This window comes from Streptomyces sp. NPDC048604 (assembly GCF_043199435.1).
In the GTDB taxonomy this organism is placed as follows: Bacteria; Actinomycetota; Actinomycetes; order Streptomycetales; family Streptomycetaceae; genus Streptomyces.
This window is the reverse complement of the sequence record NZ_JBICVX010000002.1, coordinates 208,980-230,448: the sequence shown is the minus strand read 5'-3', so window position 1 is coordinate 230,448 and position 21,469 is coordinate 208,980. Positions and strand designations below refer to the sequence as shown.

Below are 21,469 nucleotides of genomic sequence, written 5' to 3'. Positions count from 1 at the left end.
GTGCCCCGCCGGCGGGGGGGGGGGGGGGGGGGGGGGGGGGGGGGGGGGGGGGGGGGGGCCCCCCGCCCCCCCCCCCCCCGCCGCCGCCTCAGCGCCAGCGGCTGACCTCGACGTTCTCCAGCACGCCGAGCGCGTCCGGGACGAGGACGGCCGCCGAGTAGTAGGCCGTGACCAGGTACGAGATGATCGCCTGCTCGTCGATCCCCATGAAGCGGACCGAGAGGCTCGGCTCGATCTCGTCCGGGATGCCGCTCTGCTGCAGACCGATGACGCCCTGGTCGGCCTCGCCGGTACGCATGCAGATGATCGACGTCGTACGGGCGTCGGAGATCGGGATCTTGCTGCACGGGAAGATCGGCACCCCGCGCCAGGTCGGGATCCGGTTGCCGTTGACCTCGATCGACTCGGGCACCAGGCCGCGCTTGTTGCACTCGCGCCCGAAGGCGGCGATGGCGCGCGGGTGGGCGAGGAACAGCTTGGAGCCGCGGCGGCGGGACAGCAGCTCGTCCATGTCGTCGGGGCCCGGGACGCCGTCGTGCGGCTGGAGCCGCTGCCCGTAGTCGCAGTTGGAGAGGAGGCCGAACTCCCGGTTGTTGATCAGCTCGTGCTCCTGGCGCTCGCGGAGCGCCTCGACCGTGAGCCGCAACTGCTGCTCGGTCTGGTTCATCGGCTGGTTGTAGAGGTCGGCGACCCGGGTGTGCACCTTGAGCACGGTCTGGGCGACGCTCAGCTCGTACTCGCGGGGCGAGGCGTCGTAGTCGACGTAGGTGTGCGGGACGACGGCCTCGCCGACGTGGCCGGCGGAGAGGTCGATGGCGGCCTCGCCGTACTTGTTGGTGCGCTGCTCCGGCAGGGCGGCCACGATCGCGAGGTGGGCGGCGAGCGAGGTGGCCCGGTCCGCGAGGTTGCGCACGTCGTCGCGGGTGAGCTCGAGGACGGTGCAGGCGGTGGCCGCCCGGGAGGTCCACTCCCAGGTGGCGTCGGGGTCGGTGAGCGTGGCGTCGCCGAAGTACGCGCCGTCGGCGAGGACGCCGAGCACCGCCTCGTCGCCGTACGGGCCCTCGCCGATCTGCTCGACCCTGCCGTGTGCGAGCAGGAAGACCCGGTCGGCGGCCTCGCCGGAGACGGCGATGATCTCGCCGGCCTGGAACTCGCGCTGCCGGCAGCGGTTCGCCAGCTCCGTGAGCGCCTCCTCGTCCTCGTAGCCGCGCAGCGCGGGGAGCTCGCCGAGCTCGGCCGGGATGACGGCGACCCGCGCGCCGGTCTGGACGAAGGTGACGCGGCCGTCACCCACGGAATAGCTGAGCCTCCGGTTCACCCGGTAGGTACCGCCCTGCACCTGCACCCACGGCAGCATCCGCAGCAGCCACCGACTGGTGATCTCCTGCATCTGCGGGGCTGACTTCGTGGTGGTCGCCAGGTTCCGCGCGGCGGCGGTACCGAGACTCTGCTGCGGGGACGCCTGCTCCGCGCGGACCTCGTCGCCAACCGAACCAACCGACATGGGACTCCCTCTCGATCATGAAAACCTGCGAGAGGAAGCCTTTCAGCACGCTCGGTGCGCGAGCCATTACACAAATGAGTGGGCATGATCCGCGCATGGCGGGGCAGAACACTCGGTTTCCACCCGATCGGCCGAGCGAGCCGCCGGCCGGGTCGCGGGGTCTGTCCGGATCGGCTCGCACACCGACCGAACGGCTCAGGGCGCAGCTCCGTACTCCGATACATCCGGTAGGAGCAATTCCGGCGGGAGCACATCCGAAACGACGAGTAGGAGGCGGCCATGGCGACACCCATGTCCGCGAGCAGGTTCCTCGACGCGCTGCGCGACGAGGGCCTGACGGTCGTCCAGGTCGGCGACTGGCGCACCCACAACCGCAACCACAAGGGCCCCTGGGGGCCGGTGCACGGCGTGATGATCCACCACACGGTCACCCGGGGCACCGCGAACACCGTCCGGCTCTGCCGCGACGGACACAGCGAGCTGCCGGGGCCGCTGTGCCACGGCGTGATCGCCAAGGACGGCAGGGTCCATCTCGTCGGCTACGGCCGCGCCAACCACGCGGGCGCCGGGGACGATGACGTGCTGCGGGCGGTGATCGCCGAGCAACGGCTGCCGCCCGACAACGAGGCGACGACGGACGGCAACCGGCACTTCTACGGCTTCGAGTGCGAGAACCTCGGCGACGGAAAGGACCCGTGGCCCAAGGTCCAGCTGGAGGCCATCGAGAAGGCCGCGGCGGCGGTCTGCCGGGTCCACGGCTGGACGCACCGCTCGGTGATCGGCCACCTGGAGTGGCAGCCGGGCAAGGTCGATCCGCGCGGCTTCACCATGGCGTCGATGCGGCAGAGGATCGCCGAGCGTCTGAGGTAGCGCGCAGCGCCCGAGTCCCACCCGCCCAGGGGCGGCCGCCCGCGACGCGGGTCGCACCCGCGACGCCGGTCGCCCGCGCCGCGGGCCGGCCGTCCCGTCACAATGGCCGGGTGAACGACTCCCGCCTGCGGCCCCGCCTCCCCTCCCCGCTCCAGGCGGTCGCGGACGAGCGCTTCGCGCGGCACGGCGTGCAGCTGCTGCTGAAGCGGGACGACCTGATCCACCCGGACCTGCCCGGCAACAAGTGGCGCAAGCTGGCGCTCAACCTGGAGGCCGCCGCGGGGCGGCCGGTGCTCACCTTCGGCGGCGCGTACTCGAACCACCTGCGGGCGACCGCCGCGGCCGGTCGCATCCTCGGCTTCCCCACGATCGGCGTGGTCCGCGGCGACGAGCTGGCGGGCCGGCCGCTGAACCCGTCCCTTGCCCGCTGCGCGGCCGACGGGATGCGGCTGGTCTTCGTGGACCGGGGCACGTACCGCGCCAAGGACGATCCGGCGGTGCTGGCGGAGCTGCTGCGCGACGCGCCCCCGGGGACGTACACGGTCCCGGAGGGCGGCAGCAACGCGCTCGCCGTACGGGGCTGCGTGGAGCTGGGCCGGGAGCTCGCCGGGGCGGGGGCCGACGTGGCCGCCGTGGCCTGCGGCACCGGCGGCACCCTGGCGGGCCTCGCCGCCGGGCTCGGCCCGGGGCGGCGCGCGCTGGGCGTCCCCGTCCTCAAGGGCGGCTTCCTCGGCTCGACGGTGGCGGCGCTCCAGGAGACGGCGTTCGGCGGCCGCATCGGCGACTGGAGCCTGGACGAGCGCTTCCACTGCGGAGGCTACGCACGGACGACGCCGGAGCTCGACGCGTTCGCACAGGACTTCGAGACGCGGCATGGACTCGCCATCGAGCGTCTGTATGTCGCCAAAATGTTGCAGGGACTTCTGGTGCTCACGGAGGAGGGCGCGTTCCCCTCCGGGACCCGGCTCGCCGCCGTGATCACCGGCTCGGGGGATGGCTCGAACGTCCGCGCGGTCACCGCCGAGGGTGATCAGTCCGCCGTCTCCTCCCGGTAGGCCGCCGCCTCCTCCAGGTCCAGCCGGCGCAGCAGCGTGCGCATCATCTCGTCGTCGATCCGGCGCGCGTCCCGCAGCTGGACGAAGACCTCCCGCTCGGCCTCGATGACCACGCGGGACAGCCGCCGGTAGGTGTCGTCCACGGTCTCCCCGGTGATGGCGTTGGCCTGGCCGAGCCGCTCCCAGACGGCGTTCCTGCGCCGCTCCACGACCGTGCGAAGCCGGTCGGCGAGCGGCTGCGGCAGTGCGTTGCGCTCGTCGGCGAGCAGCGCTTCGAGCCGTTCCTCCGCGGCCCGGGACGCCTCGCTCTGCGCCTGCGCCTCGGCCAGCGTCTCCGCCTGCACGTCGCGGGCGGGCAGTTTCAGGGCCCGGATCAGCGGCGGCAGCGTGAGCCCCTGCACCACGAGCGTGCCGATGACCGTGGTGAAGGTGAGGAAGAGGACGAGGTTGCGCGCCGGGAAGGGCTCCCCGTCGGTCGTCACCGGGATGGAGAATGCGATCGCCAGCGAGACCACGCCGCGCATCCCGGCCCAGCCGACGATCACCGGGGCGGTCCAGTTCACCCCGGGCTCCCGCTCCCGGATCCTCGGCGAGATCCAGCGCGGCAGAAACGTCGCCGGGAAGACCCAGAGGAACCGCACCACGACGACGGCGACGAAGACCCCGAGCGCGTACCAGGCGGCCTCGCCGATCCCGTACGGGCCGAGGCGCTGGACGACGTACGAGAGCTGGAGGCCGATCAGCGCGAAGACGGTGGACTCCAGGATGAACGCGACCATCTTCCACACCGCCTCCTCCTGGAGCCGGGTCGCGAAGTCCACCTGCCAGGCCCGGTGCCCGAGGTACAGGGCGACCACGACGACCGCGAGGACGCCGGAGGCCCCGACCTCCTCGGCGGCCGCGTAGGCGACGAAGGGGATCAGGAGGGACATGGTGTTCTGCAGCAGCGGGTCGGAGAGCTTGCAGCGCAGCCAGTGGATCGGCGCCATCAGGATCAGTCCGACGCCGATGCCGCCGACGGAGGCCAGCGCGAACTCGCCGAGCCCGCCGGCCCAGCTCACGCCCTCGCCGACGGCGGCCGCGAGGGCGACCTTGTAGGCGGTGATCGCGGTGGCGTCGTTCACCAGGGACTCGCCCTGCAGGATCGTGGTGATCCGGCTGGGCAGCCCGAGCCGGCGGGCGATCGCGGTGGCGGCCACCGCGTCCGGCGGGGCGACGACCGCGCCGAGGACCAGCGCCGCGGTCAGCGGCAGGTCGGGGATCAGGATGTAGGCGAGCCAGCCGACCGCGAAGGTCGCGAAGAGCACGTAGCCGACCGACAGCAGCGCGATGGGCCTGATGTTGGCCCGCAGGTCGAGGTACGAGGAGTCCACGGCGGCCGTGTACAGCAGCGGCGGCAGGATCAGCGGCAGCACGATGTGCGGGTCGAGGGCGTACTCCGGCACTCCGGGGATGTACGAGGCGATCAGTCCCGCCGCCACCAGGAGCAGCGGTGCGGCGACCGGGGTCCGGCGCGCGGCTCCCGCCACCACGGCGCTCACCGCGACCAGTCCCACCAGCTCCAGTGCGTCCATCTCTCCCGTCCCCACCGTCCCGTGCGCCACGTAACCTGGCCATCATGAGCGAGTGCCCGCACGTTGCCGAACTGCCGCGCCCCGAGCCTGTGCCCCTGAGCCCGACCTGTCCGGAGTGTCTGGCCACCGGAGCGCACCCGGTGCAGTTGCGGCTCTGCCTGCACTGCGGGCACGTGGGCTGCTGCGACTCGTCGGCGGGGCGGCACGCGACCGCGCACTTCACCGACAGCGGACACGCGGTGATGCGTACCTTCGAACCGGCGGAGAGCTGGCGGTGGTGCTTCGTGGACGGTTCGATCGTCTGAGGCCTGGGTACGTCACCCCGGTCAAAGGACTGCCGGTTCCTCGCAATTGGGCGTCGCCGACCTCTAGCCACTTTCCGTGCTCATGGACCTACCATGAGTGACGGCCGGTGCGGGACGGTCGGACGGGGGCCCACGGCGACACGGGACCATGGATCGCGATAGTTTCACGGCGGACCAGTGACCGACTGAGTACCGCCCGGTTCGGGGGAGTCCCGCTCCCCCGGGCCCCGAATGAGCTTGTGCCACCTTGGAGGTGAGGGTGTCCCAGATCGCAGGCGAGCCCGGGACCCAGGACTTCGTGGAAGTCCGGCTGCCCGCTGCGGGCGCCTACCTGTCCGTGCTGCGTACGGCCACGGCGGGTCTGGCCGCGCGCTTGGACTTCACCCTCGACGAGATCGAGGATTTGCGCATCGCGGTCGACGAGGCCTGCGCGATCCTGCTCCAGCAGGCCGTGCCCGGCTCCGTCCTCAGCTGCGTGTTCCGTCTTGTCGACGACTCCCTCGACGTGACGGTCTCGGCCCCGACGACCGACGGCCGCGCCCCGGAGCGGGACACCTTCGCCTGGACGGTGCTCTCCGCGCTGGCCGGCAAGGTGGAGTCCTCCGTCGCGGAGGACCGTACGGTCTCCATCAGCCTGTACAAACAGCGCGGCGCCGGACCAGGCCCGGCGTGAGGAACGAGCGCGCCACGGCGGGCATCCCTGGACAGCAAGCTACCGAGCAGGCGCAGGTTGGGGGTACCTCCCAGGCGGAGCCCTGGGGGAGGGCGGTCCATATGAGCGAGCACGAGCAGCAGGAACCCAAAGACCGGAACGAGGGCCCCGCTCCGCAGGAGGCGGCCCCGGGCGGGCACGACCGGAGCGGCGCCCGGGCGATGTTCGTCGAGCTGCGCGACCTGCCGGAGGGCTCCGCGGAGAAGGCGGAGCTGCGCAACAAGCTGGTGCGGATGCACCTGCCTCTGGTGGAGCACCTGGCCCGCCGGTTCCGCAACCGCGGGGAGCCGCTGGACGACCTGACGCAGGTCGCCACGATCGGTCTGATCAAGTCGGTGGACCGGTTCGACCCGGACCGCGGCGTCGAGTTCTCGACGTACGCGACGCCCACGGTCGTCGGCGAGATCAAGCGCCACTTCCGCGACAAGGGCTGGGCGGTGCGGGTGCCCCGCCGGCTCCAGGAGCTGCGGCTGTCGCTGACCACGGCGACGGCGGAGCTGTCCCAGCTGCACGGCCGCTCCCCCACGGTGCACGAGCTGGCCGAGAAGCTGGGGATCTCGGAGGAGGAGGTCCTGGAGGGCCTGGAGTCCGCGAACGCGTACTCGACGCTCTCGCTGGACGTCCCGGACACCGACGACGAGTCGCCGGCGGTGGCGGACACGCTGGGCGCGGAGGACGAGGCGCTGGAGGGCGTCGAGTACCGCGAGTCGCTGAAGCCGCTGCTGGAGGACCTGCCGCCGCGGGAGAAGCGGATTCTGCTGCTGCGGTTCTTCGGGAACATGACCCAGTCGCAGATCGCGCAGGAGGTCGGCATCTCGCAGATGCACGTCTCCCGGCTGCTCGCCCGCACGCTGGCGCAGCTGCGGGAGAAGCTGCTCGTCGAGGAGTGACTGTGAGCGACAGGAGTGACGTGGTGTGACGGCGGGCCGTGAGGCTCCGCCTACGAGGCGTCCTGACCCGGGCGCCGGATGTCGAGCGCCTGGGTCGTCGCGGGGCTGACCAGCAGGGTCAGCCCGGTGACGGCCAGTACGGCGAGGGCGATGCCGCCCGGGATGAGCACGCTGTCCGCCTGGAGCAGCTGCCAGGCCACCGGGAGCGCCAGGATCTGGGTGATGACCGCCGGGCCCCGGCTCCAGGAGCGGAGCAGCCACAGGCCGCGCGCGGCGGCGAGCGGGATGAGGCCGAGGGCGATCAGCGTCGCCCCGCCCATGATCGCCGAGGTGAGGTCGCCGGGCTTTCCGGTCAGGGCGGTCACCAGGACGAAGAGGCCGCCGACCACGAGGGCGAGGGCCTCGGTCCCGGCCACCGCGGCGGCGGCGGTGATGCGCCCGGGACGGGTGGGGGTCTGCTCCGTGCTGCTCATGCAGGCAGGGTAGCCGGGGCCCGTACGGGCGCGGTCGGCAGTGTCCCGGCCCGCGGACCGGACTGGGACGAGTACCGAACGGTAGGTACCCTGGCCGCCATGCGCGCACTTCTCGTGGTCAATCCGGCAGCAACCACCACCAGTGCGCGTACCCGTGATGTCCTGATCCGTGCGCTGGCCAGCGAGATGAAGCTGGAGGCCGTGACCACGGAGTACCGGGGGCACGCCCGCGACCTGGCCCGGCGGGCCGCCGAGGGCGGCGAGACCGAGCTGGTGGTCGCGCTGGGCGGCGACGGCACGGTCAACGAGGTGGTGAACGGGCTGCTGCACGACGGCCCGGACCCGGAGGGGCTGCCCGGCCTGGCGGTGGTCCCGGGTGGTTCGACGAACGTGTTCGCCCGCGCGCTCGGATTGCCCAACGACGCGGTCGAGGCGACCGGCGCGCTGCTCGACGCGGTGCGTGAGCGCCGGACACGCACGGTGAGCCTGGGTCTGGCGTCGGGGACGCCGGGCACGGAGGACGAAGGGGTGCCGGCCCGCTGGTTCACGTTCTGCGCCGGGTACGGCTTCGACGCCGGCGTCATCGGACGAGTCGAACAGCAGCGCGAACGGGGCAAGCGTTCGACTCATGCCCTCTATCTGCGCCAGGCGTTCCGCCAATTCGTGGGCGAGCCGCACCGCCGGCACGGAACGATCGCCCTGGAACGGCCGGGACAGGACCCCGTCGAGGACCTGGTCCTGTCCATAATCTGCAACACCTCACCCTGGACCTACCTGGGCAATCGCCCGGTCTACGCGTCCCCGGGGGCGTCGTTCGAGACGGCGCTCGACGTGCTCGGTCTGAGCCGGCTGTCGGCCCCCGCGATGGCCCGGTACGCGACCCAGCTGCTCACCTCGTCGCCGGAGCGCGGGCCGCACGGCAGGCATGCACAGTCACTTCACGATCTGACCGACTTCACCTTGCATTCGAAGGTTCCGCTCCCCCTTCAGATGGACGGAGACCACCTCGGTCTGCGTACGAGCGTGACGTTCACAGGCGTACGCCGTGCACTGCGTGTGATTGTGTGACCAGAAGGACCGAAAGTCCTTCCACTCGAACGTTTAGGCTGCCATCCACCCCCTAGAAGTACGGCTGTGACCTAGCCGACACCGAGGAATCAAAAAAAACTTTCCGGAAGGGGTTGTATCCGCAGCCGAGGTTTGCGAATCTCTACATGGCGATCGGGACGGCCCGCAACACCGGCCTCCACTGAGAGCCAGAACCCCTCCTCATTCAAGGACCACACCAGTTCTCCTGGCAGTCGGCCCTTCCCTTGCGGGGGGATTCGTGAAAGCGTTCACATTCACAAGCAACCTGCACAGAAGACCAAGAGAGGTAGCAGCCATGGACTGGCGTCACAACGCCGTTTGCCGCGAGGAAGACCCCGAGCTGTTCTTCCCCATCGGCAACACCGGTCCTGCGCTGCTGCAGATCGAGGAAGCCAAGGCCGTCTGCCGTCGCTGCCCCGTGATGGAGCAGTGTCTGCAGTGGGCGCTCGAGTCCGGCCAGGACTCCGGCGTCTGGGGTGGCCTCAGCGAGGACGAGCGCCGTGCGATGAAGCGCCGCGCCGCTCGCAACCGGGCGCGCAACGCCAGCGCCTGACGCCACCTGTGACACGAGCCTGAGGCGACCGGCGCGTACACCGCGTACGCAATCACCGCCCTCGAGCCGCAGCGCGCAGCAGTAACCCACAGCATTCGAGCCCCGGACCGATTCACTTCGGCCCGGGGCTCGCTGCTGTGTTCAGCTCACTTCTGCGGCTGGACGGGCACGTCCAGGACGACCCGGGTGCCGCGGCCGGCGGCCGGCTGCATGTCGAACGAGCCGCCCAACTCCCCCTCCACCAGCGTCCGTACGATCTGCAGGCCCAGGTTGCCCGCGCGCTGCGGGTCGAAGCCCTCCGGCAGTCCGCGGCCGTCGTCGGTGACGGTGATCAGCAGCCGGGCGTCGGCGCGGGGCTCGCCGCGGACGGCGGTGACGTCGACGGTGCCGGTCTCGCCCGGGGCGAACGCGTGCTCCAGGGCGTTCTGCAGGACCTCGGTGAGCACCATGGACAGCGGGGTGGCGACCTCGGCGTCGAGGATGCCGAAGCGGCCGTTGCGCCGGCAGGTCACCTTGCCCGGGGAGATCTCCGCCACCATCGCGATGACCCGGTCGGCGATCTCGTCGAACTCCACCCGCTCGTCCAGGTTCTGGGAGAGCGTCTCGTGCACGATCGCGATGGAGCCGACCCGGCGGACCGCCTCGTTCAGCGCCTCGCGGCCGCTGACCGACTCCATCCGGCGGGCCTGCAGGCGCAACAGGGCCGCGACGGTCTGGAGGTTGTTCTTCACCCGGTGGTGGATCTCCCGGATGGTGGCGTCCTTGGTGATCAACTCCCGCTCGCGGCGGCGCAGTTCGGTGACGTCGCGGAGCAGCACCAGGGAGCCGATGCGGCTGCCCTTCGGCTTCAGCGGGATGGCGCGCAGCTGGATCACGCCGCCATTGCCCTCGACCTCGGCCTCGCGGGGCGCGTAGCCGGAGGCCAGTTTGACCAGGGCCTCGTCGACCGGGCCGCGGGACGGGGCGAGTTCGGCGGTGATCTGGCCGAGGTGCTGGCCGACGAGGTCGGCGGCGAGGCCGAGCCGGTGGTACGCGGAGAGCGCGTTGGGCGAGGCGTACTGGACGATGCCCTCGGCGTCGAGCCGGATCAGGCCGTCGCCGGCGCGCGGGGAGGAGTCCATGTCGACCTGCTCGCCGGGGAACGGGAAGGAGCCCGCGGCGATCATCTGGGCCAGGTCGGAGGCGGACTGGAGGTAGGTGAGCTCCAGGCGCGAGGGGGTCCGGACGGTGAGCAGGTTGGTGTTGCGGGCGATCACGCCGAGGACCCGGCCCTCGCGGCGCACCGGGATGGACTCGACGCGGACCGGCACCTCCTCGCGCCACTCGGGGTCGCCCTCGCGCACGATCCGGCCCTCGTCGAGGGCGGCGTCGAGCAGCGGGCGGCGGCCGCGCGGGACGAGGTGGCCGACCATGTCGTCCTGGTAGGAGGTGGGTCCGGTGTTGGGGCGCATCTGCGCCACCGAGACGTACCGGGTGCCGTCCAGGGTGGGCACCCACAGGACCAGGTCGGCGAAGGACAGGTCGGAGAGCAGCTGCCACTCGGAGACCAGCAGGTGGAGCCACTCGAGGTCGGACTCGCTCAGAGCGGTGTGCTGGCGTACGAGGTCGTTCATGGAGGGCACGTGTGCGAGCGTACCCGTGGAATTCACGGCCGGTGAACCTGGATCTCAGGGCCCTGGTGTTGGAGGATGGGCCGGGAACGGACGTGTTCCGTCGGATGGACAGACAAGATTGGTCTAGTCCACAATGAAGGTGTAAGACCTCCGCCCTCCCCGCACAGGAGGACGGACCGAGGTACCCGGCGCTCTCTGCCCTGACTGCGCCGAGACCTCCCACAACGGCCGCGGGGCCGCACACCCCCGGCCGGCGCAACTCCGGGCTGCGGTGCCGGACGGGTTGAGGGTCCCGTCAGGCGCCGCGGCCCGCGGGTGTTTCCGGGGCCTTTTTCTCTGCCGTTCACGGCGCGCCCGGCCGTTCCCGCTCTGCTAAATTGGACTTTGATTGGTCTATACCACCAGCCCGGCACCAGCCCCTCAGCAGATCGGCAGGCACAGCGTGGAAGTCATCATCGTTCCGGACGCCCGGGCGGGCGGCGAAGTCATCGCGAACGGCATCGCGGACCTGCTGTGGCGCAAGCCCGACGCGCTGCTCGGCGTCGCCACCGGTTCGACTCCGCTGCCCATCTACGAAGCTCTGATCGCCAAGGTCCAGGGCGGCTCGCTGGACGCCTCGCGCGCCCGCGTCGCCCAGCTGGACGAGTACGTCGGGCTGCCCGCCGGGCACCCGGAGTCGTACCGTTCGACGGTGCTGCGCCAGGTCGTCGAGCCGCTCGGGCTCTCCGAGGACGCCTTCCTGGGGCCGGACGGCTCCGCGCAGGACGTCCAGGCCGCCTGCACGGCGTACGACCGGGCGCTGGCCGCCGCCGGCGGGGTCGACCTGCAGATCCTCGGCATCGGCACCGACGGCCACATCGGCTTCAACGAGCCCTGCTCCTCGCTCGCCTCGCGCACCCGGATCAAGACGCTCACCGAGCAGACCCGGATCGACAACGCGCGCTTCTTCGACAACGACATCGACCAGGTGCCGCACCACGTCATCACCCAGGGCATCGGCACCATCCTGGAGGCCCGTCACCTCGTGCTGCTCGCCACCGGCGAGGGCAAGGCCGACGCGGTGGCCGCCACGGTCGAGGGCCCGGTCGCCGCCCTGATCCCGGCCTCGGCGCTCCAGCTGCACCCGCACGCCACCGTCGTGGTGGACGAGGCCGCCGCGTCCAAGCTCAAACTGGCGGACTACTTCCGGCACACCTACGCGAACAAGCCCTCCTGGCAGGGCCTGTAGGCGCGCGCTACGACAGACGGAAGGGCCCGGCACCTCATCGAGGTGCCGGGCCCTTCCGCTTCCCCTCCTCGGGGTCTCAGACGCCCGCGATCCGCTCCGCCGCGGCCCGGCCGCAGACCCGGGCCGCGCCGTACGTGGCGATGTGCAGCGCCCCACGGGGCTCCGCCTCGGCCAGGCCCATCTCGACCACCACGGTGTCCGGACGGGCGGCGAGAAGGCCGTCCAGGGCCTCGGTCATCCAGGCGTGCCGGTGCGCGTCGCGGACCACGGCGACGATCCGCCGCTCCCCCGCGGCGGCGAGCACCGCGGCCACGGCCGGCTCGGCGTACGAGCCCGAAACGGTGCCCGGCAGCAGCCGGTCCAGTTCGGCCGCGACGCCCCAGGGCGTCTCGTCGCCGACCGCGATGTTGGCCTCGGGCGTGAACGAGGCGACGTACGGCGCCTCGGTGAGCGGCTGGAAGGGGAACTCCCCCGGGGTGACGCGTACGGCACGGCGGGCCGCCACCAGTCCGATGTCGGCGCCGGGCGCGGTCCCCTCCTGCACTGCCGCGCCCGGCCCCGATACGACCCCCCTGACCCTGTGCGCCTGGGTCCAGGACGCGAGGGCACGCACGCGCGCCGCCGCATCCACCAGCCGCTCCTCGGGCAGTTCGCCGGACCGTACCGCCGTCACCAGCGCGTCGCGCAGCCGCAGTACGGTCTCCTCGTCGGCCAGGCCGCCGCCGACGCAGATCGCGTCGGCTCCGGCGGCGATGGCCAGGACGGAGCCGCGCTCGATCCCGTAGACGGAGGAGATGGCCTGCATCTCCATGCCGTCCGTGACGATCAGGCCGTCGTAGCCCAGTTCCCGGCGCAGCAGACCGGTGAGGATCCGCGGGCTCAGGGTGGCCGGGCGTTCGGTGTCGAGCGCGGGCAGCAGGATATGCGCGCTCATCACCGCTTTGGAACCCGCCGCGATGGCCGCGCGGAAAGGCACCAGCTCACGGGCGTGCAGTGTGTCCGGATCCACATCGATACGGGGCATCGCGTGGTGCGAGTCGACGTTGGTGTCGCCGTGTCCGGGGAAGTGCTTGGTGCAGGCCGCGACGCCCGCCGCCTGGAGGCCCTCGATGTACGCGACGGTGTGCCGGGCGACGAGCCGGGGGTCGGGTCCGAAGGAACGGACACCGATGACCGGATTGTCCGGGTTCGAGTTGACGTCGGCGGACGGGGCCCAGTTGAGGTCCACCCCGCAGGCGGCCAGCCGGCGGCCCAGCTCGTGGGCGACGGCCCGGGTGAGCTCGACGTCGTCGACGGAGCCGAGCGCGTAGTTGCCGGGGAACGAGGAGCCCTCGCGGACCTCCAGGCGCGTGACGTCGCCGCCCTCCTCGTCGATGGCGACGAGGACGTCGTCCCGTTCGGCGCGCAGCCGGGCGGTGAGCGCGGCGAGCTGCTCGGGGTCCGTGATGTTGCGGCCGAAGAGCCCCACCGAGGAGAGCCCCTCGCCGATCCTCCTCAGCAGCCAGTCGGGCGCCGTGGTTCCGAGGAAGCCGGGCTGCAGGACGGTCAGGGCGTCGCGGGTGAGGGTGTCCGACCCGGTCAGGAGTGTCGTCATGAGGAGCCGTTATCCCTTCACCGCGCCGGCGGTCATCCCGCCGACGGCCTTGCGCTGCAGGAAGAGGAAGACGATGAGCACGGGGAGGGCGAAGAGCGTGGAGGCGGCCATGGTGGCGCCCCAGTCGCTGCCGAACGCGGTCTGGAACTGGGTCAGCCAGAGCGTCAGGGTCTGCGCTTCCTTGTCCTTGTTGAGCATCAGGATCATCGCGAACTCGTTCCAGGCCGTGATGAAGCCGAAGAGCGAGGTGGACATCAGGCCCGGCGCGAGCAGCGGGAAGATCACCTTGCGGAAGGCCTGGCCGCGGGTGCAGCCGTCGATCTGGGCGGCCTCCTCCAGCTCCATCGGGACGGCGGCGATGAAGCCGCGCAGGGTCCAGACGGTGAACGGCAGGACCATCACGAAGTAGATGAGCGTGAGCAGCGGGATGCTGTTCAGCATGTCGCCGTCGCGGGCGATCATGTACATCGCGATGACCATGACCTCCCAGGGGGCCATCTGCGCCATCATCACGATCAGGACGATGCCCTTGCGGCCCTTGAACCTCATGCGGGCGATCGCGAAGCTCGCCGCGAGGGCGACCACGAGGGCCAGCAGCACCGCGCCGAGGGTGACCACGAGGCTGTTCGTGACGTACGTCCAGAACAGGTCGATGCCGGTGGCCGTCGAGTAGTTCTCGAGGGTCGGGGCGAAGACGAAGACCGGGTCCTTGGTGAGGATCTCGTGCTGCGGCTTCAGCGAGGACGAGAACATCCAGTAGACCGGGAAGACGAACAGCAGCGCGAGGACGAGCGCGGTGAGGTTCTTCAGGACCGCGCCGGGCCTCAGCGGCTTCCTGGTGCGCAGCTTCTGCGGGGTCGGGGCGGTGGTGCTCACAGCTCCTCCTCCTGCTTCAGGATCAGGCGGAAGTAGAAGGACATGGCGGCGAGGAGCAGCAGGATCGTCAGGACCGAGATCGCCGCGGCGAGGCCGTAGTGGAACTGGCCGACGCCCTCGATGTAGGCGAAGACGGGCAGGGTCTCGGAGGCGCGGTCGGGTCCGCCCGCGTTCATCGCGTACACCTGCGCGAAGGCCTTGAAGATCCAGATGATCTCCAGGAACGTGGTGATCATGAAGAAGGGCTTGAGGTTCGGGAAGACCACGGCCCAGAAGGTGCGCCAGCCGTTCGCGCCGTCCATCTTCGCGGCCTCGTACAGCTCGGTGCCGATGGTGGTCAGGCCGGCGTACATGTTGAGGGCGACGAACGGGATCGAGCCCCACACGAGCAGGACGGCGATGATCGTCAGGGTGGACAGGCCGGTCTCGAACCAGTTGTGCTGCTCGTAGCCGGAGAAGCCGAGCGTCCGCATCAGCCAGTTGATCACGCCGAACTGCTCGTCGAAGAGCCACCGGAAGACGGTCACGGAGGCGACGATCGGCATGGCCCAGGCGAGCATCAGGGACAGCGAGAGCACCAGCCGCATCTTCTTGCCGAGGCGGTTGAGCAGCAGTCCGATGCCGGTGCCGAGCAGCATGATCAGGAAGACGTTGGCGCCGGTGAACAGGACGCTGCGGACCACCACGGTCCAGAAGTCCGGGTCGGCGAGCAGGCTGGTGTAGTTGTCGAAGCCCGTCCAGACCGTCTCGCGGGTGATGAACTCCTTCCGGTCCAGCTGCTGGAAGGAGAGGATCACATTGCGGATCAGCGGGTAGAGCAGCAGCGCCGCCATGGACAGCAGCGCGGGGGTGACGAGCAGGTACGGCAGCACCCCGGCGGGCAGGGAGCGTCTGCCGCGCGGAGGCTGTAGGACTTCCTTCGGGCCGGAAGGGGATGGCGGAGTCTGCTGCGTCTCCAGCGTCTTCGCCGCCCTCCCGGGCGCGTCCTGAGGAGCGGCTGCGGCCGCCCCCTGGGAGTCCACGGTCATGGTCTTCATTCCTCGCGGTTCTGGGGCTCCCGCGCCCACCGGTCGCGGCCCGGGGGGAGCGGGCCGCTGCTCACTGCGATGACCCGGTGGTGGGGGGGGGGGGGGGGGGGGGGGGCCCCCCCCCCCGGGGGGCGCGCGCCCCGGCCGGGGCGGGGGGGGGGGGGGGCGGCGGGCCCCCGCGGGCGGCGGCGGGGCGGCCCGGCGCCCCCCCCCCCCCCCCCACCACCGGGCGGCGTACTACTTCTGGTTGATGCGCTCGTCGATGACCTTGTCGGCGGCCGCGCCGGCCTTGGCCGGGTCCTCGCCCTTCAGGACCTTGGTCATGTAGTCCTTGATCGGGTTCGGGGCGGTCTCGACGTTCGCCCAGCCGGCGGTGACCGGGGTGATGCGGCCGGTGCCGGAGGCCTGGACCATGGCCTCGGCGAAGGAGCCGGCGGCGGGCTTGAACTGCGCGGCCGGGATGTTCGGGATCAGACCGCCCTGCACGGCCTCGCCGTACTTGGTCATCTGGGCCTTGCCGGCGGCGAAGGCCAGCCACTCCTTGGCGAGGTCCTTGTTGGCGGAGCGCTCGGCGACGGCGAGGTTCGAGCCGCCGAAGAACACGGAGCCCGGCTTGTCGGCGGTCTTGCCCGGGATCGGGAAGTAGCCGAAGTCGGCGGTCTTGCCGGCCTTCTTCATGGCGTCGATCGCGCCGCCGGCCTCCCAGCCGAGACCGATCCAGGACGCCACACCGCCCTTGGGGACGATGTCGGTGGACTGCTGCGGGGTGGCCTCGTCCTTGTCCTTGGGCGCCGTCGAGTAGGAGGCGAGCTCCTTGTAGAAGTTCATGCCGGCGGCGGCCTGCGGGGTGCCGAGGGCGCCCTTCCACTTGTCGCCGTCCTTGACGGCGAGGTCGCCGCCCTCGTCCCAGACGAAGCCGGCGAGCACGTACCAGCTCTGGCCGGGCAGGTAGATCGGCTGCGACTTCGGGTCGGAGGCCTTGAGCTTCTTCAGGCCGTCGATCCACTCCTGGCGGGTCTTCGGCGGGGTGACGCCCGCCTTCTTGTACGCGGCCTTGTCGTAGACGACGACGCGGCTGGCGGCCCACCACGGGGCGGCGTAGAGCTTTCCGTCGAGCTCGGCCGACGGCAGGATGCCCTTGTTCCAGGCGTCGTAGCCCAGCTTGGCCTTGTCGCCGGTCAGGTCGGCGAGACCGCCGGTGGCGGCGTAGCCCGTGGTCTGGGTGTTGCCGAGCTCCAGGACGTCAGGGGCGTTGTCCTCGGAGAGGGCCGCGGTCACCTTCTCCTGGATGCCGTTCCACTGCTGCTTCTCGACCTTGACCTTGACGCCCTTGTGGCTGGCCTCGAACTCCTTGTTGACGGCCGCCATCCAGGCGTCCGGAGCCGAGCCGTCCATGACCCAGACGGTCAGGGTCTTGTTGCCGGACGCGTCCGTCTTCCCGCCCTTGTCGCCGTCCGAAGAACCACACGCAGCGACCGAGACCATCATGCCCGCGACGCCGACCGCCGCGATGAGCTTGCGCTTCACGCCACCCTCCTCAGGGATGCCTGCAACCCCCCTGCCCACCGCGCGAGGTCGTATGACGAGTCATGCTTGTAGGGCTGGGACCTGGCCTTTAATGGTTTAGACCAGTACCGGGAGCTTGGCCTAGACCTTTAGGGGTGTCAAGGGTGTATAAGAAGGGCTGTCGGCTCCGTTATCGGACCGACACCTGAGGCAGGGCGACGACCCGTGACCGGTCCGTGCCACCATGTGAGCCGCTACAGACGGAGGAGCCGGTGACGGCAGCAGCACAGGAGTCGGAAAGGCAGGCCATGGCCACGGACGCGGGCAGCACGGAGACAGAGGGCGGCGCCGCCACCCGGACCGCGCGCGTGCCCAAGTACTACCGGCTCAAGCGGCACTTGCTCGACATGACCGAGACCCAGGCGCCCGGTACGCCGGTCCCGCCCGAGCGGACGCTCGCCGCGGAGTTCGACACCTCGCGCACGACCGTGCGCCAGGCCCTGCAGGAGCTGGTCGTCGAGGGCCGGCTGGAGCGGATCCAGGGCAAGGGCACGTTCGTCGCCAAGCCCAAGGTCTCGCAGGCCCTGCAGCTCACCTCGTACACCGAGGACATGCGGGCCCAGGGCCTGGAGCCCACCTCGCAGCTGCTCGACATCGGGTACGTCACGGCCGACGACACCCTGGCCGGGCTGCTCGACATCTCCACCGGCGGCCGGGTGCTGCGGATCGAGCGGCTCCGACTGGCCAGCGGCGAGCCGATGGCCATCGAGACCACACACCTTTCGGCCAAGCGCTTCCCCGCGCTGCGCCGTTCGCTGGTCAAGTACACCTCGCTCTACACCGCGCTGGCCGAGGTGTACGACGTCCACCTCGCCGAGGCCGAGGAGACCATCGAGACGTCCCTCGCCACCCCGCGCGAGGCCGGGCTGCTCGGCACCGACGTCGGCCTGCCGATGCTGATGCTCTCCCGCCACTCCAAGGACGCCGACGGCGAACCGGTCGAGTGGGTGCGTTCGGTGTACCGCGGCGACCGCTACAAGTTCGTCGCGAGGCTGCAGCGGCCCAACGGCTGATCACACGGCTGAAAACCGATCTGAACCTTTGCCCCGACGCATCCGTGAGGTGTGTCGGGGCATTGGTGTTCCCGGGGCACGGCCCACTCCGAGACCCGCCTGATACACGTCCGTTATTCGGACCAGGGTTCCAAAAGGCGGGACGGTCCCCTAGATTTCGTGCCCATTACACGGGTGATCACTGAGGGGACGGTTCGCCGTATGTCAGAAGTGACGCAACACCAGCAACAGGAAAAGCAGCCAACCGTCACACCGGTGCGGGTCGTTGTGGCGCTCTGCCTCGTCGCACCGTTCGTGGCCATGCTCTGGGTGGGCTCGTACGCGAAGACCGAGCCGTACCTCGCGGGCATCCCGTTCTTCTACTGGTACCAGATGGCCTGGGTGGTCCTGTCGACCGCGCTCACCATGCTCGCGTTCATGCTGTGGCAGCGCGACCAGCGCGCCTGCAAGGGAGGTGAGCCGCAGTGAAGGACGGCGTGAACGGCGTCGCACTCGCCGTCTTCATCTTCTTCTTCCTGGCCGTCACGGTCATGGGCTTCTGGGCCGCGCGCTGGCGCAAGGCGGAGAACGAGAACAGCCTCGACGAATGGGGCCTCGGCGGCCGCTCGTTCGGCACCTGGGTGACCTGGTTCCTGCTCGGCGGCGACCTCTACACCGCGTACACCTTCGTCGCCGTCCCGGCGGCCATCTACGCGGCGGGCGCGGCCGGCTTCTTCGCCGTGCCGTACACGATCCTGGTCTACCCGCTGATCTTCACGTTCCTGCCCCGCCTGTGGTCGGTCTCCCACAAGCACGGCTACGTCACCACCTCCGACTTCGTCCGCGGCCGCTTCGGCTCCAAGGGCCTGTCGCTGGCGGTCGCCGTCACCGGCATCCTCGCCACCATGCCGTACATCGCGCTCCAGCTGGTCGGCATCCAGGCCGTGCTGGACGTGATGGGCGTGGGCGGCGGCGAGAGCACGCACTGGTTCATCAAGGACCTGCCGCTGCTGATCGCCTTCGGCGTGCTCGCCGCGTACACGTACTCCTCCGGCCTGCGCGCCCCGGCGCTGATCGCCTTCGTCAAGGACACGCTGATCTACATCGTCATCGCGGTGGCGATCATCTACATCCCGATCAAGCTCGGCGGCTTCGACGCGATCTTCAGCGCGGCGAACGAGAAGTTCACCAGCAGCGGCAAGGGCTCGCTGGTGCCCGCCGAGGCCGGCCAGTGGACCTACGCCACGCTGGCGCTCGGCTCCGCGCTGGCGCTGTTCATGTACCCGCACTCGATCACGGCGACGCTCTCCTCCAAGAGCCGTGAGGTGATCCGCCGCAACACCACGATCCTGCCGCTGTACTCGCTGATGCTGGGCCTGCTCGCGCTGCTCGGCTTCATGGCGATCGCGGCCGGGGTCAAGGTGGCCAACGGCCAGCTGGCCATCCCGCAGTTGTTCGAGAACATGTTCCCGGACTGGTTCGCCGGCGTGGCCTTCGCCGCTATCGGCATCGGCGCGCTGGTCCCGGCCGCCATCATGTCGATCGCCGCGGCCAACCTCTTCACCCGCAACATCTACAAGGACTTCCTGAAGCCGGACGCCACGCCGGAGCAGGAGACGAAGGTCTCCAAGCTCGTCTCGCTCCTGGTCAAGGTCGGCGCGCTGGCCTTCGTCCTCACCATGGACAAGACGGTCGCGATCAACTTCCAGCTGCTCGGCGGCATCTGGATCCTGCAGACCTTCCCGGCCCTGGTCGGCGGCCTGTTCACCCGCTGGTTCCACCGCTGGGCGCTGCTCGCCGGCTGGGCGGTCGGCATGATCTACGGCACCGCCGCGGCGTACGGCGTGGCCAGCCCGACGCAGAAGCACTTCGGCGGCTCGTCGGCGGAGATCCCCGGCATCGGAGAGATCGGCTACATCGGCCTGACGGCGTTCATCCTGAACGTCGTGGTGACGGTGGTCCTCACCTTCGTCCTGAAGGCGGTCAAGGCCCCCGAGGGTGTCGACGAGACCGCCCCGTCGGACTACACCGCGGACGCCGGCGACCAGGGCGTCCGGACCGACCTCCCGAAGGTCGGCGCCGGCCACTGACCCGCCCCTGTGTGACGAAGGCCGCCGCGCTTCACGACGTGAATGCGCGGCGGCCTTCGCCGTTCCCGGGCGAGGATGGGCGGATGAGACGTCGCCGCCGTACTCCCGCGCTCGCCCTGCTCCTCCTGTCCCTCGCCGTCACCGGCTGCGGCACGGAGGTGGTCGGCGCGGGCACTCCTGACCGGGCGGAGCTGGAGAGCCGCGCCCGCGCCGCGCAGACCCGCGTCGAGCACGTGTACGTCACCGAGTCCGACGGCTTCGAATTGGCCCGGCAGTCGGTCGGCGTCATAGGCGACGACGGCTTCCAGGCCGTGTACGTCGGCACGAAGGGCGAACAGCTCACACTGAGCGTGGAGCGCCGCCCGTTCACCGAGGAGGACTGTGCCGCGGGGCCGGACTCCTGCACGAAGGAGGGCGCGAGCTGGTACCGCAGCTCCCCGGACGGCCACTCCTATGTGCGCAACGACGGCGGGCTGCGCGTGCAGCTCACCGCCCCCGCCTCGATGCCGAAGGACGCCCTGAAGGCCGCCGCCGACCGCGCCCACCGCGCGAACGACGCCGAACTCGACGCCGTCCTGCCGGAGAACACCGCCTCGGGTGGCGGCGCGGGCGGCCCCGTCGAGCGCGGCGACCTGCCCCCGAACGGCGACGGGGCGCCGCGGAACGACGTGGGCGCGAGCGGCTGAGGGGCGGGAGACTGCGGGTATGGACTTCACGATCAGGGTGGTGCGCAGGCAGGAGCACGCGGAGCTCGGGGAGGTCATCGCCCAGGCGTATCTCGTCGACGGGCTGCTGGCCTTCGGGGAGGCGGACTGGTACCTCGGCGAGCTGCGGGACGTGGCCAAGCGGGCCTCCTCGGCCGAGGTGCTGGTGGCCGTCGATGCGGAGGGCACGGTCCTCGGAGGCGTGACGTTCGTCCCCTCCCCCGGCCCGATGGCCGATCTGGCCCGCGCGGGCGAGGCGGAGATCCGGATGCTGGCGGTCGACCGCGCCGCCCGCGGCCGGGGCGTCGGCGAGGCGCTCGTACGGGCCTGCGTCGACCGCGCGCGAGCCGTCGCAGGCTGCGTGCGGATCGTGCTGTCCACGCAGTCCGCGATGCACGGCGCGCACCGCATCTACGAGCGGCTGGGCTTCCGGCGCACGCCGGAACGGGACTGGAACCCCATCCCCGAGCACCCCGAATTCGTACTGCTCAGCTACGCGCTGGAGTTGTAGGCGGCCTCGGGCGACACAACATGTGGGGGGTGCTTCGAGAAGCGCCCCCCACATGTATGCTCTAGCTCGCTGTCGCCGCAGGGGAATCCGGTGCGAATCCGGAACTGTCCCGCAACGGTGTGCTTCGTGCGCCTTCGCGCACGGCCGAGTCCGAAGACCTGCCGACGGTGCGCCCGGTCCGTCCGTTCCGGGTGCCGACTGACGTCCGGGCCTCGCGGAGTGGGCCGGTGGACGCGGGCCCC

General features: G+C 70.8%; 21 protein-coding genes and 1 riboswitch. Of the genes, 13 read left to right on the top strand and 8 right to left on the bottom strand.

From position 1 onward, the window contains the following. Nucleotides 1–88: 88 nt before the first annotated feature. The gene (locus tag ACGFMM_RS04900; RefSeq protein ID WP_393643181.1) at nucleotides 89–1,504 is read right to left on the bottom strand and encodes a family 2B encapsulin nanocompartment shell protein; all 1,416 of its coding nucleotides are present in this window, start codon (nucleotides 1,502–1,504) and stop codon (nucleotides 89–91) included. Nucleotides 1,505–1,783: 279 nt separating this feature from the next. Between ACGFMM_RS04900 and ACGFMM_RS04895 the strand changes: the two genes are divergently transcribed. Both ACGFMM_RS04895 and ACGFMM_RS04890 read left to right on the top strand, forming a co-directional pair. Then, nucleotides 1,784–2,374 carry an N-acetylmuramoyl-L-alanine amidase gene (locus ACGFMM_RS04895; RefSeq protein WP_393643180.1) on the top strand — a complete coding sequence of 197 codons (591 nt, stop codon included), beginning with the start codon at nucleotides 1,784–1,786 and terminating at the stop codon, nucleotides 2,372–2,374. Between the two features lie 110 nt (nucleotides 2,375–2,484). Beyond that, a complete protein-coding gene (locus ACGFMM_RS04890; protein WP_393643178.1) occupies nucleotides 2,485–3,429 on the top strand; it encodes a 1-aminocyclopropane-1-carboxylate deaminase/D-cysteine desulfhydrase in 945 nt (314 codons plus the stop codon). Here the strand turns inward: ACGFMM_RS04890 and ACGFMM_RS04885 are convergent. Continuing rightward, the gene (locus ACGFMM_RS04885; protein ID WP_393643176.1) at nucleotides 3,405–5,003 is read right to left on the bottom strand and encodes a Na+/H+ antiporter; all 1,599 of its coding nucleotides are present in this window, start codon (nucleotides 5,001–5,003) and stop codon (nucleotides 3,405–3,407) included. The two genes, ACGFMM_RS04890 and ACGFMM_RS04885, sit on opposite strands and share 25 nt — an antisense overlap. A gap of 44 nt (nucleotides 5,004–5,047) precedes the next feature. On the opposite strand from ACGFMM_RS04885, the gene ACGFMM_RS04880 reads away from it, so the two are divergent. The 3 genes from ACGFMM_RS04880 to ACGFMM_RS04870 all read left to right on the top strand — a co-directional run bounded on the left by ACGFMM_RS04880 (nucleotide 5,048) and on the right by ACGFMM_RS04870 (nucleotide 6,910). Then, on the top strand, nucleotides 5,048–5,308 hold the full coding sequence (locus tag ACGFMM_RS04880; protein ID WP_393643174.1) for a UBP-type zinc finger domain-containing protein: 261 nt from the start codon (nucleotides 5,048–5,050) through the stop codon (nucleotides 5,306–5,308). Nucleotides 5,309–5,567: 259 nt separating this feature from the next. After that, nucleotides 5,568–5,981 (top strand): anti-sigma regulatory factor, encoded by a 414-nt coding sequence (locus ACGFMM_RS04875; protein WP_015036094.1) that lies wholly within the window; start codon nucleotides 5,568–5,570, stop codon nucleotides 5,979–5,981. Continuing rightward, nucleotides 5,870–6,910, top strand: a complete 1,041-nt coding sequence (locus ACGFMM_RS04870) for an RNA polymerase sigma factor SigF (protein ID WP_393643747.1) — start codon at nucleotides 5,870–5,872, stop codon at nucleotides 6,908–6,910. Before ACGFMM_RS04875 ends, ACGFMM_RS04870 begins: the two co-directional genes overlap by 112 nt. Before the next feature lie 50 nt (nucleotides 6,911–6,960). Here ACGFMM_RS04870 and ACGFMM_RS04865 read toward each other — a convergent pair whose 3' ends face one another. Beyond that, nucleotides 6,961–7,383 (bottom strand): hypothetical protein, encoded by a 423-nt coding sequence (locus ACGFMM_RS04865; protein WP_393643172.1) that lies wholly within the window; start codon nucleotides 7,381–7,383, stop codon nucleotides 6,961–6,963. A 99-nt stretch (nucleotides 7,384–7,482) separates the two neighbouring features. On the opposite strand from ACGFMM_RS04865, the gene ACGFMM_RS04860 reads away from it, so the two are divergent. After that, nucleotides 7,483–8,451, top strand: a complete 969-nt coding sequence (locus tag ACGFMM_RS04860; RefSeq protein WP_393643170.1) for a diacylglycerol/lipid kinase family protein — start codon at nucleotides 7,483–7,485, stop codon at nucleotides 8,449–8,451. Nucleotides 8,452–8,767: 316 nt separating this feature from the next. Beyond that, the gene (locus ACGFMM_RS04855; RefSeq protein WP_003953983.1) at nucleotides 8,768–9,025 is read left to right on the top strand and encodes a WhiB family transcriptional regulator; all 258 of its coding nucleotides are present in this window, start codon (nucleotides 8,768–8,770) and stop codon (nucleotides 9,023–9,025) included. Between the two features lie 146 nt (nucleotides 9,026–9,171). On the opposite strand, the gene ACGFMM_RS04850 is transcribed toward ACGFMM_RS04855, so the two are convergent. Next, nucleotides 9,172–10,638, bottom strand: coding sequence for a sensor histidine kinase (locus ACGFMM_RS04850; RefSeq protein WP_393643745.1), 1,467 nt, complete (start codon nucleotides 10,636–10,638; stop codon nucleotides 9,172–9,174). Between the two features lie 442 nt (nucleotides 10,639–11,080). On the opposite strand from ACGFMM_RS04850, the gene nagB reads away from it, so the two are divergent. Further along, entirely contained in the window at nucleotides 11,081–11,866 is a 786-nt protein-coding gene (gene nagB, locus ACGFMM_RS04845; protein WP_393643168.1) for a glucosamine-6-phosphate deaminase, read from the top strand. Nucleotides 11,867–11,942: 76 nt separating this feature from the next. On the opposite strand, the gene ACGFMM_RS04840 is transcribed toward nagB, so the two are convergent. The 4 genes from ACGFMM_RS04840 to ACGFMM_RS04825 all read right to left on the bottom strand — a co-directional run bounded on the left by ACGFMM_RS04840 (nucleotide 11,943) and on the right by ACGFMM_RS04825 (nucleotide 16,891). Then, nucleotides 11,943–13,460 carry a glycoside hydrolase family 3 protein gene (locus ACGFMM_RS04840; RefSeq protein ID WP_393643167.1) on the bottom strand — a complete coding sequence of 506 codons (1,518 nt, stop codon included), beginning with the start codon at nucleotides 13,458–13,460 and terminating at the stop codon, nucleotides 11,943–11,945. Between the two features lie 9 nt (nucleotides 13,461–13,469). Then, a complete protein-coding gene (locus ACGFMM_RS04835) occupies nucleotides 13,470–14,336 on the bottom strand; it encodes a carbohydrate ABC transporter permease (RefSeq protein WP_393643165.1) in 867 nt (288 codons plus the stop codon). Then, nucleotides 14,333–15,364: a carbohydrate ABC transporter permease gene (locus ACGFMM_RS04830; protein ID WP_393643164.1), complete on the bottom strand. Its 1,032-nt coding sequence runs from the start codon at nucleotides 15,362–15,364 to the stop codon at nucleotides 14,333–14,335. Before ACGFMM_RS04830 ends, ACGFMM_RS04835 begins: the two co-directional genes overlap by 4 nt. 237 nt (nucleotides 15,365–15,601) lie before the next feature. After that, entirely contained in the window at nucleotides 15,602–16,891 is a 1,290-nt protein-coding gene (locus ACGFMM_RS04825) for an extracellular solute-binding protein (RefSeq protein ID WP_393643162.1), read from the bottom strand. Nucleotides 16,892–17,178: 287 nt separating this feature from the next. On the opposite strand from ACGFMM_RS04825, the gene ACGFMM_RS04820 reads away from it, so the two are divergent. The 5 genes from ACGFMM_RS04820 to ACGFMM_RS04800 all read left to right on the top strand — a co-directional run bounded on the left by ACGFMM_RS04820 (nucleotide 17,179) and on the right by ACGFMM_RS04800 (nucleotide 21,227). After that, on the top strand, nucleotides 17,179–17,943 hold the full coding sequence (locus tag ACGFMM_RS04820) for a GntR family transcriptional regulator (RefSeq protein WP_393643744.1): 765 nt from the start codon (nucleotides 17,179–17,181) through the stop codon (nucleotides 17,941–17,943). Between the two features lie 201 nt (nucleotides 17,944–18,144). Next, nucleotides 18,145–18,411, top strand: coding sequence for a DUF3311 domain-containing protein (locus ACGFMM_RS04815; RefSeq protein WP_393643160.1), 267 nt, complete (start codon nucleotides 18,145–18,147; stop codon nucleotides 18,409–18,411). Further along, nucleotides 18,408–20,012 (top strand): monocarboxylate uptake permease MctP, encoded by a 1,605-nt coding sequence (gene mctP, locus ACGFMM_RS04810; protein WP_393643158.1) that lies wholly within the window; start codon nucleotides 18,408–18,410, stop codon nucleotides 20,010–20,012. The genes ACGFMM_RS04815 and mctP overlap by 4 nt, the downstream gene beginning before the upstream one ends. A gap of 83 nt (nucleotides 20,013–20,095) precedes the next feature. After that, complete coding sequence (locus tag ACGFMM_RS04805) at nucleotides 20,096–20,698, top strand: hypothetical protein (protein WP_393643156.1); 603 nt, start codon at nucleotides 20,096–20,098, stop codon at nucleotides 20,696–20,698. Nucleotides 20,699–20,717: 19 nt separating this feature from the next. Then, complete coding sequence (locus tag ACGFMM_RS04800; protein WP_393643154.1) at nucleotides 20,718–21,227, top strand: GNAT family N-acetyltransferase; 510 nt, start codon at nucleotides 20,718–20,720, stop codon at nucleotides 21,225–21,227. Between the two features lie 81 nt (nucleotides 21,228–21,308). Next, nucleotides 21,309–21,386, top strand: a riboswitch (cobalamin riboswitch). The last annotated feature ends 83 nt before the right edge of the window (nucleotides 21,387–21,469 follow it).

What these genes read in the sequence shown, in the direction of transcription:
- ACGFMM_RS04815 (WP_393643160.1), top strand. Translation starts at nt 18,145, where the DNA reads ATGTCAGAAGTGACGCAACACCAGCAACAGGAAAAGCAGCCAACCGTC.
- ACGFMM_RS04855 (WP_003953983.1), top strand. Translation starts at nt 8,768, where the DNA reads ATGGACTGGCGTCACAACGCCGTTTGCCGCGAGGAAGACCCCGAGCTG.
- ACGFMM_RS04850 (WP_393643745.1), bottom strand. Translation starts at nt 10,638, where the DNA reads ATGAACGACCTCGTACGCCAGCACACCGCTCTGAGCGAGTCCGACCTC.
- ACGFMM_RS04805 (WP_393643156.1), top strand. Translation starts at nt 20,096, where the DNA reads ATGAGACGTCGCCGCCGTACTCCCGCGCTCGCCCTGCTCCTCCTGTCC.
- ACGFMM_RS04830 (WP_393643164.1), bottom strand. Translation starts at nt 15,364, where the DNA reads ATGACCGTGGACTCCCAGGGGGCGGCCGCAGCCGCTCCTCAGGACGCG.
- ACGFMM_RS04820 (WP_393643744.1), top strand. Translation starts at nt 17,179, where the DNA reads ATGGCCACGGACGCGGGCAGCACGGAGACAGAGGGCGGCGCCGCCACC.
- ACGFMM_RS04900 (WP_393643181.1), bottom strand. Translation starts at nt 1,504, where the DNA reads ATGTCGGTTGGTTCGGTTGGCGACGAGGTCCGCGCGGAGCAGGCGTCC.
- ACGFMM_RS04840 (WP_393643167.1), bottom strand. Translation starts at nt 13,460, where the DNA reads ATGACGACACTCCTGACCGGGTCGGACACCCTCACCCGCGACGCCCTG.
- ACGFMM_RS04860 (WP_393643170.1), top strand. Translation starts at nt 7,483, where the DNA reads ATGCGCGCACTTCTCGTGGTCAATCCGGCAGCAACCACCACCAGTGCG.
- ACGFMM_RS04895 (WP_393643180.1), top strand. Translation starts at nt 1,784, where the DNA reads ATGGCGACACCCATGTCCGCGAGCAGGTTCCTCGACGCGCTGCGCGAC.
- ACGFMM_RS04800 (WP_393643154.1), top strand. Translation starts at nt 20,718, where the DNA reads ATGGACTTCACGATCAGGGTGGTGCGCAGGCAGGAGCACGCGGAGCTC.
- ACGFMM_RS04885 (WP_393643176.1), bottom strand. Translation starts at nt 5,003, where the DNA reads ATGGACGCACTGGAGCTGGTGGGACTGGTCGCGGTGAGCGCCGTGGTG.
- ACGFMM_RS04880 (WP_393643174.1), top strand. Translation starts at nt 5,048, where the DNA reads ATGAGCGAGTGCCCGCACGTTGCCGAACTGCCGCGCCCCGAGCCTGTG.
- ACGFMM_RS04865 (WP_393643172.1), bottom strand. Translation starts at nt 7,383, where the DNA reads ATGAGCAGCACGGAGCAGACCCCCACCCGTCCCGGGCGCATCACCGCC.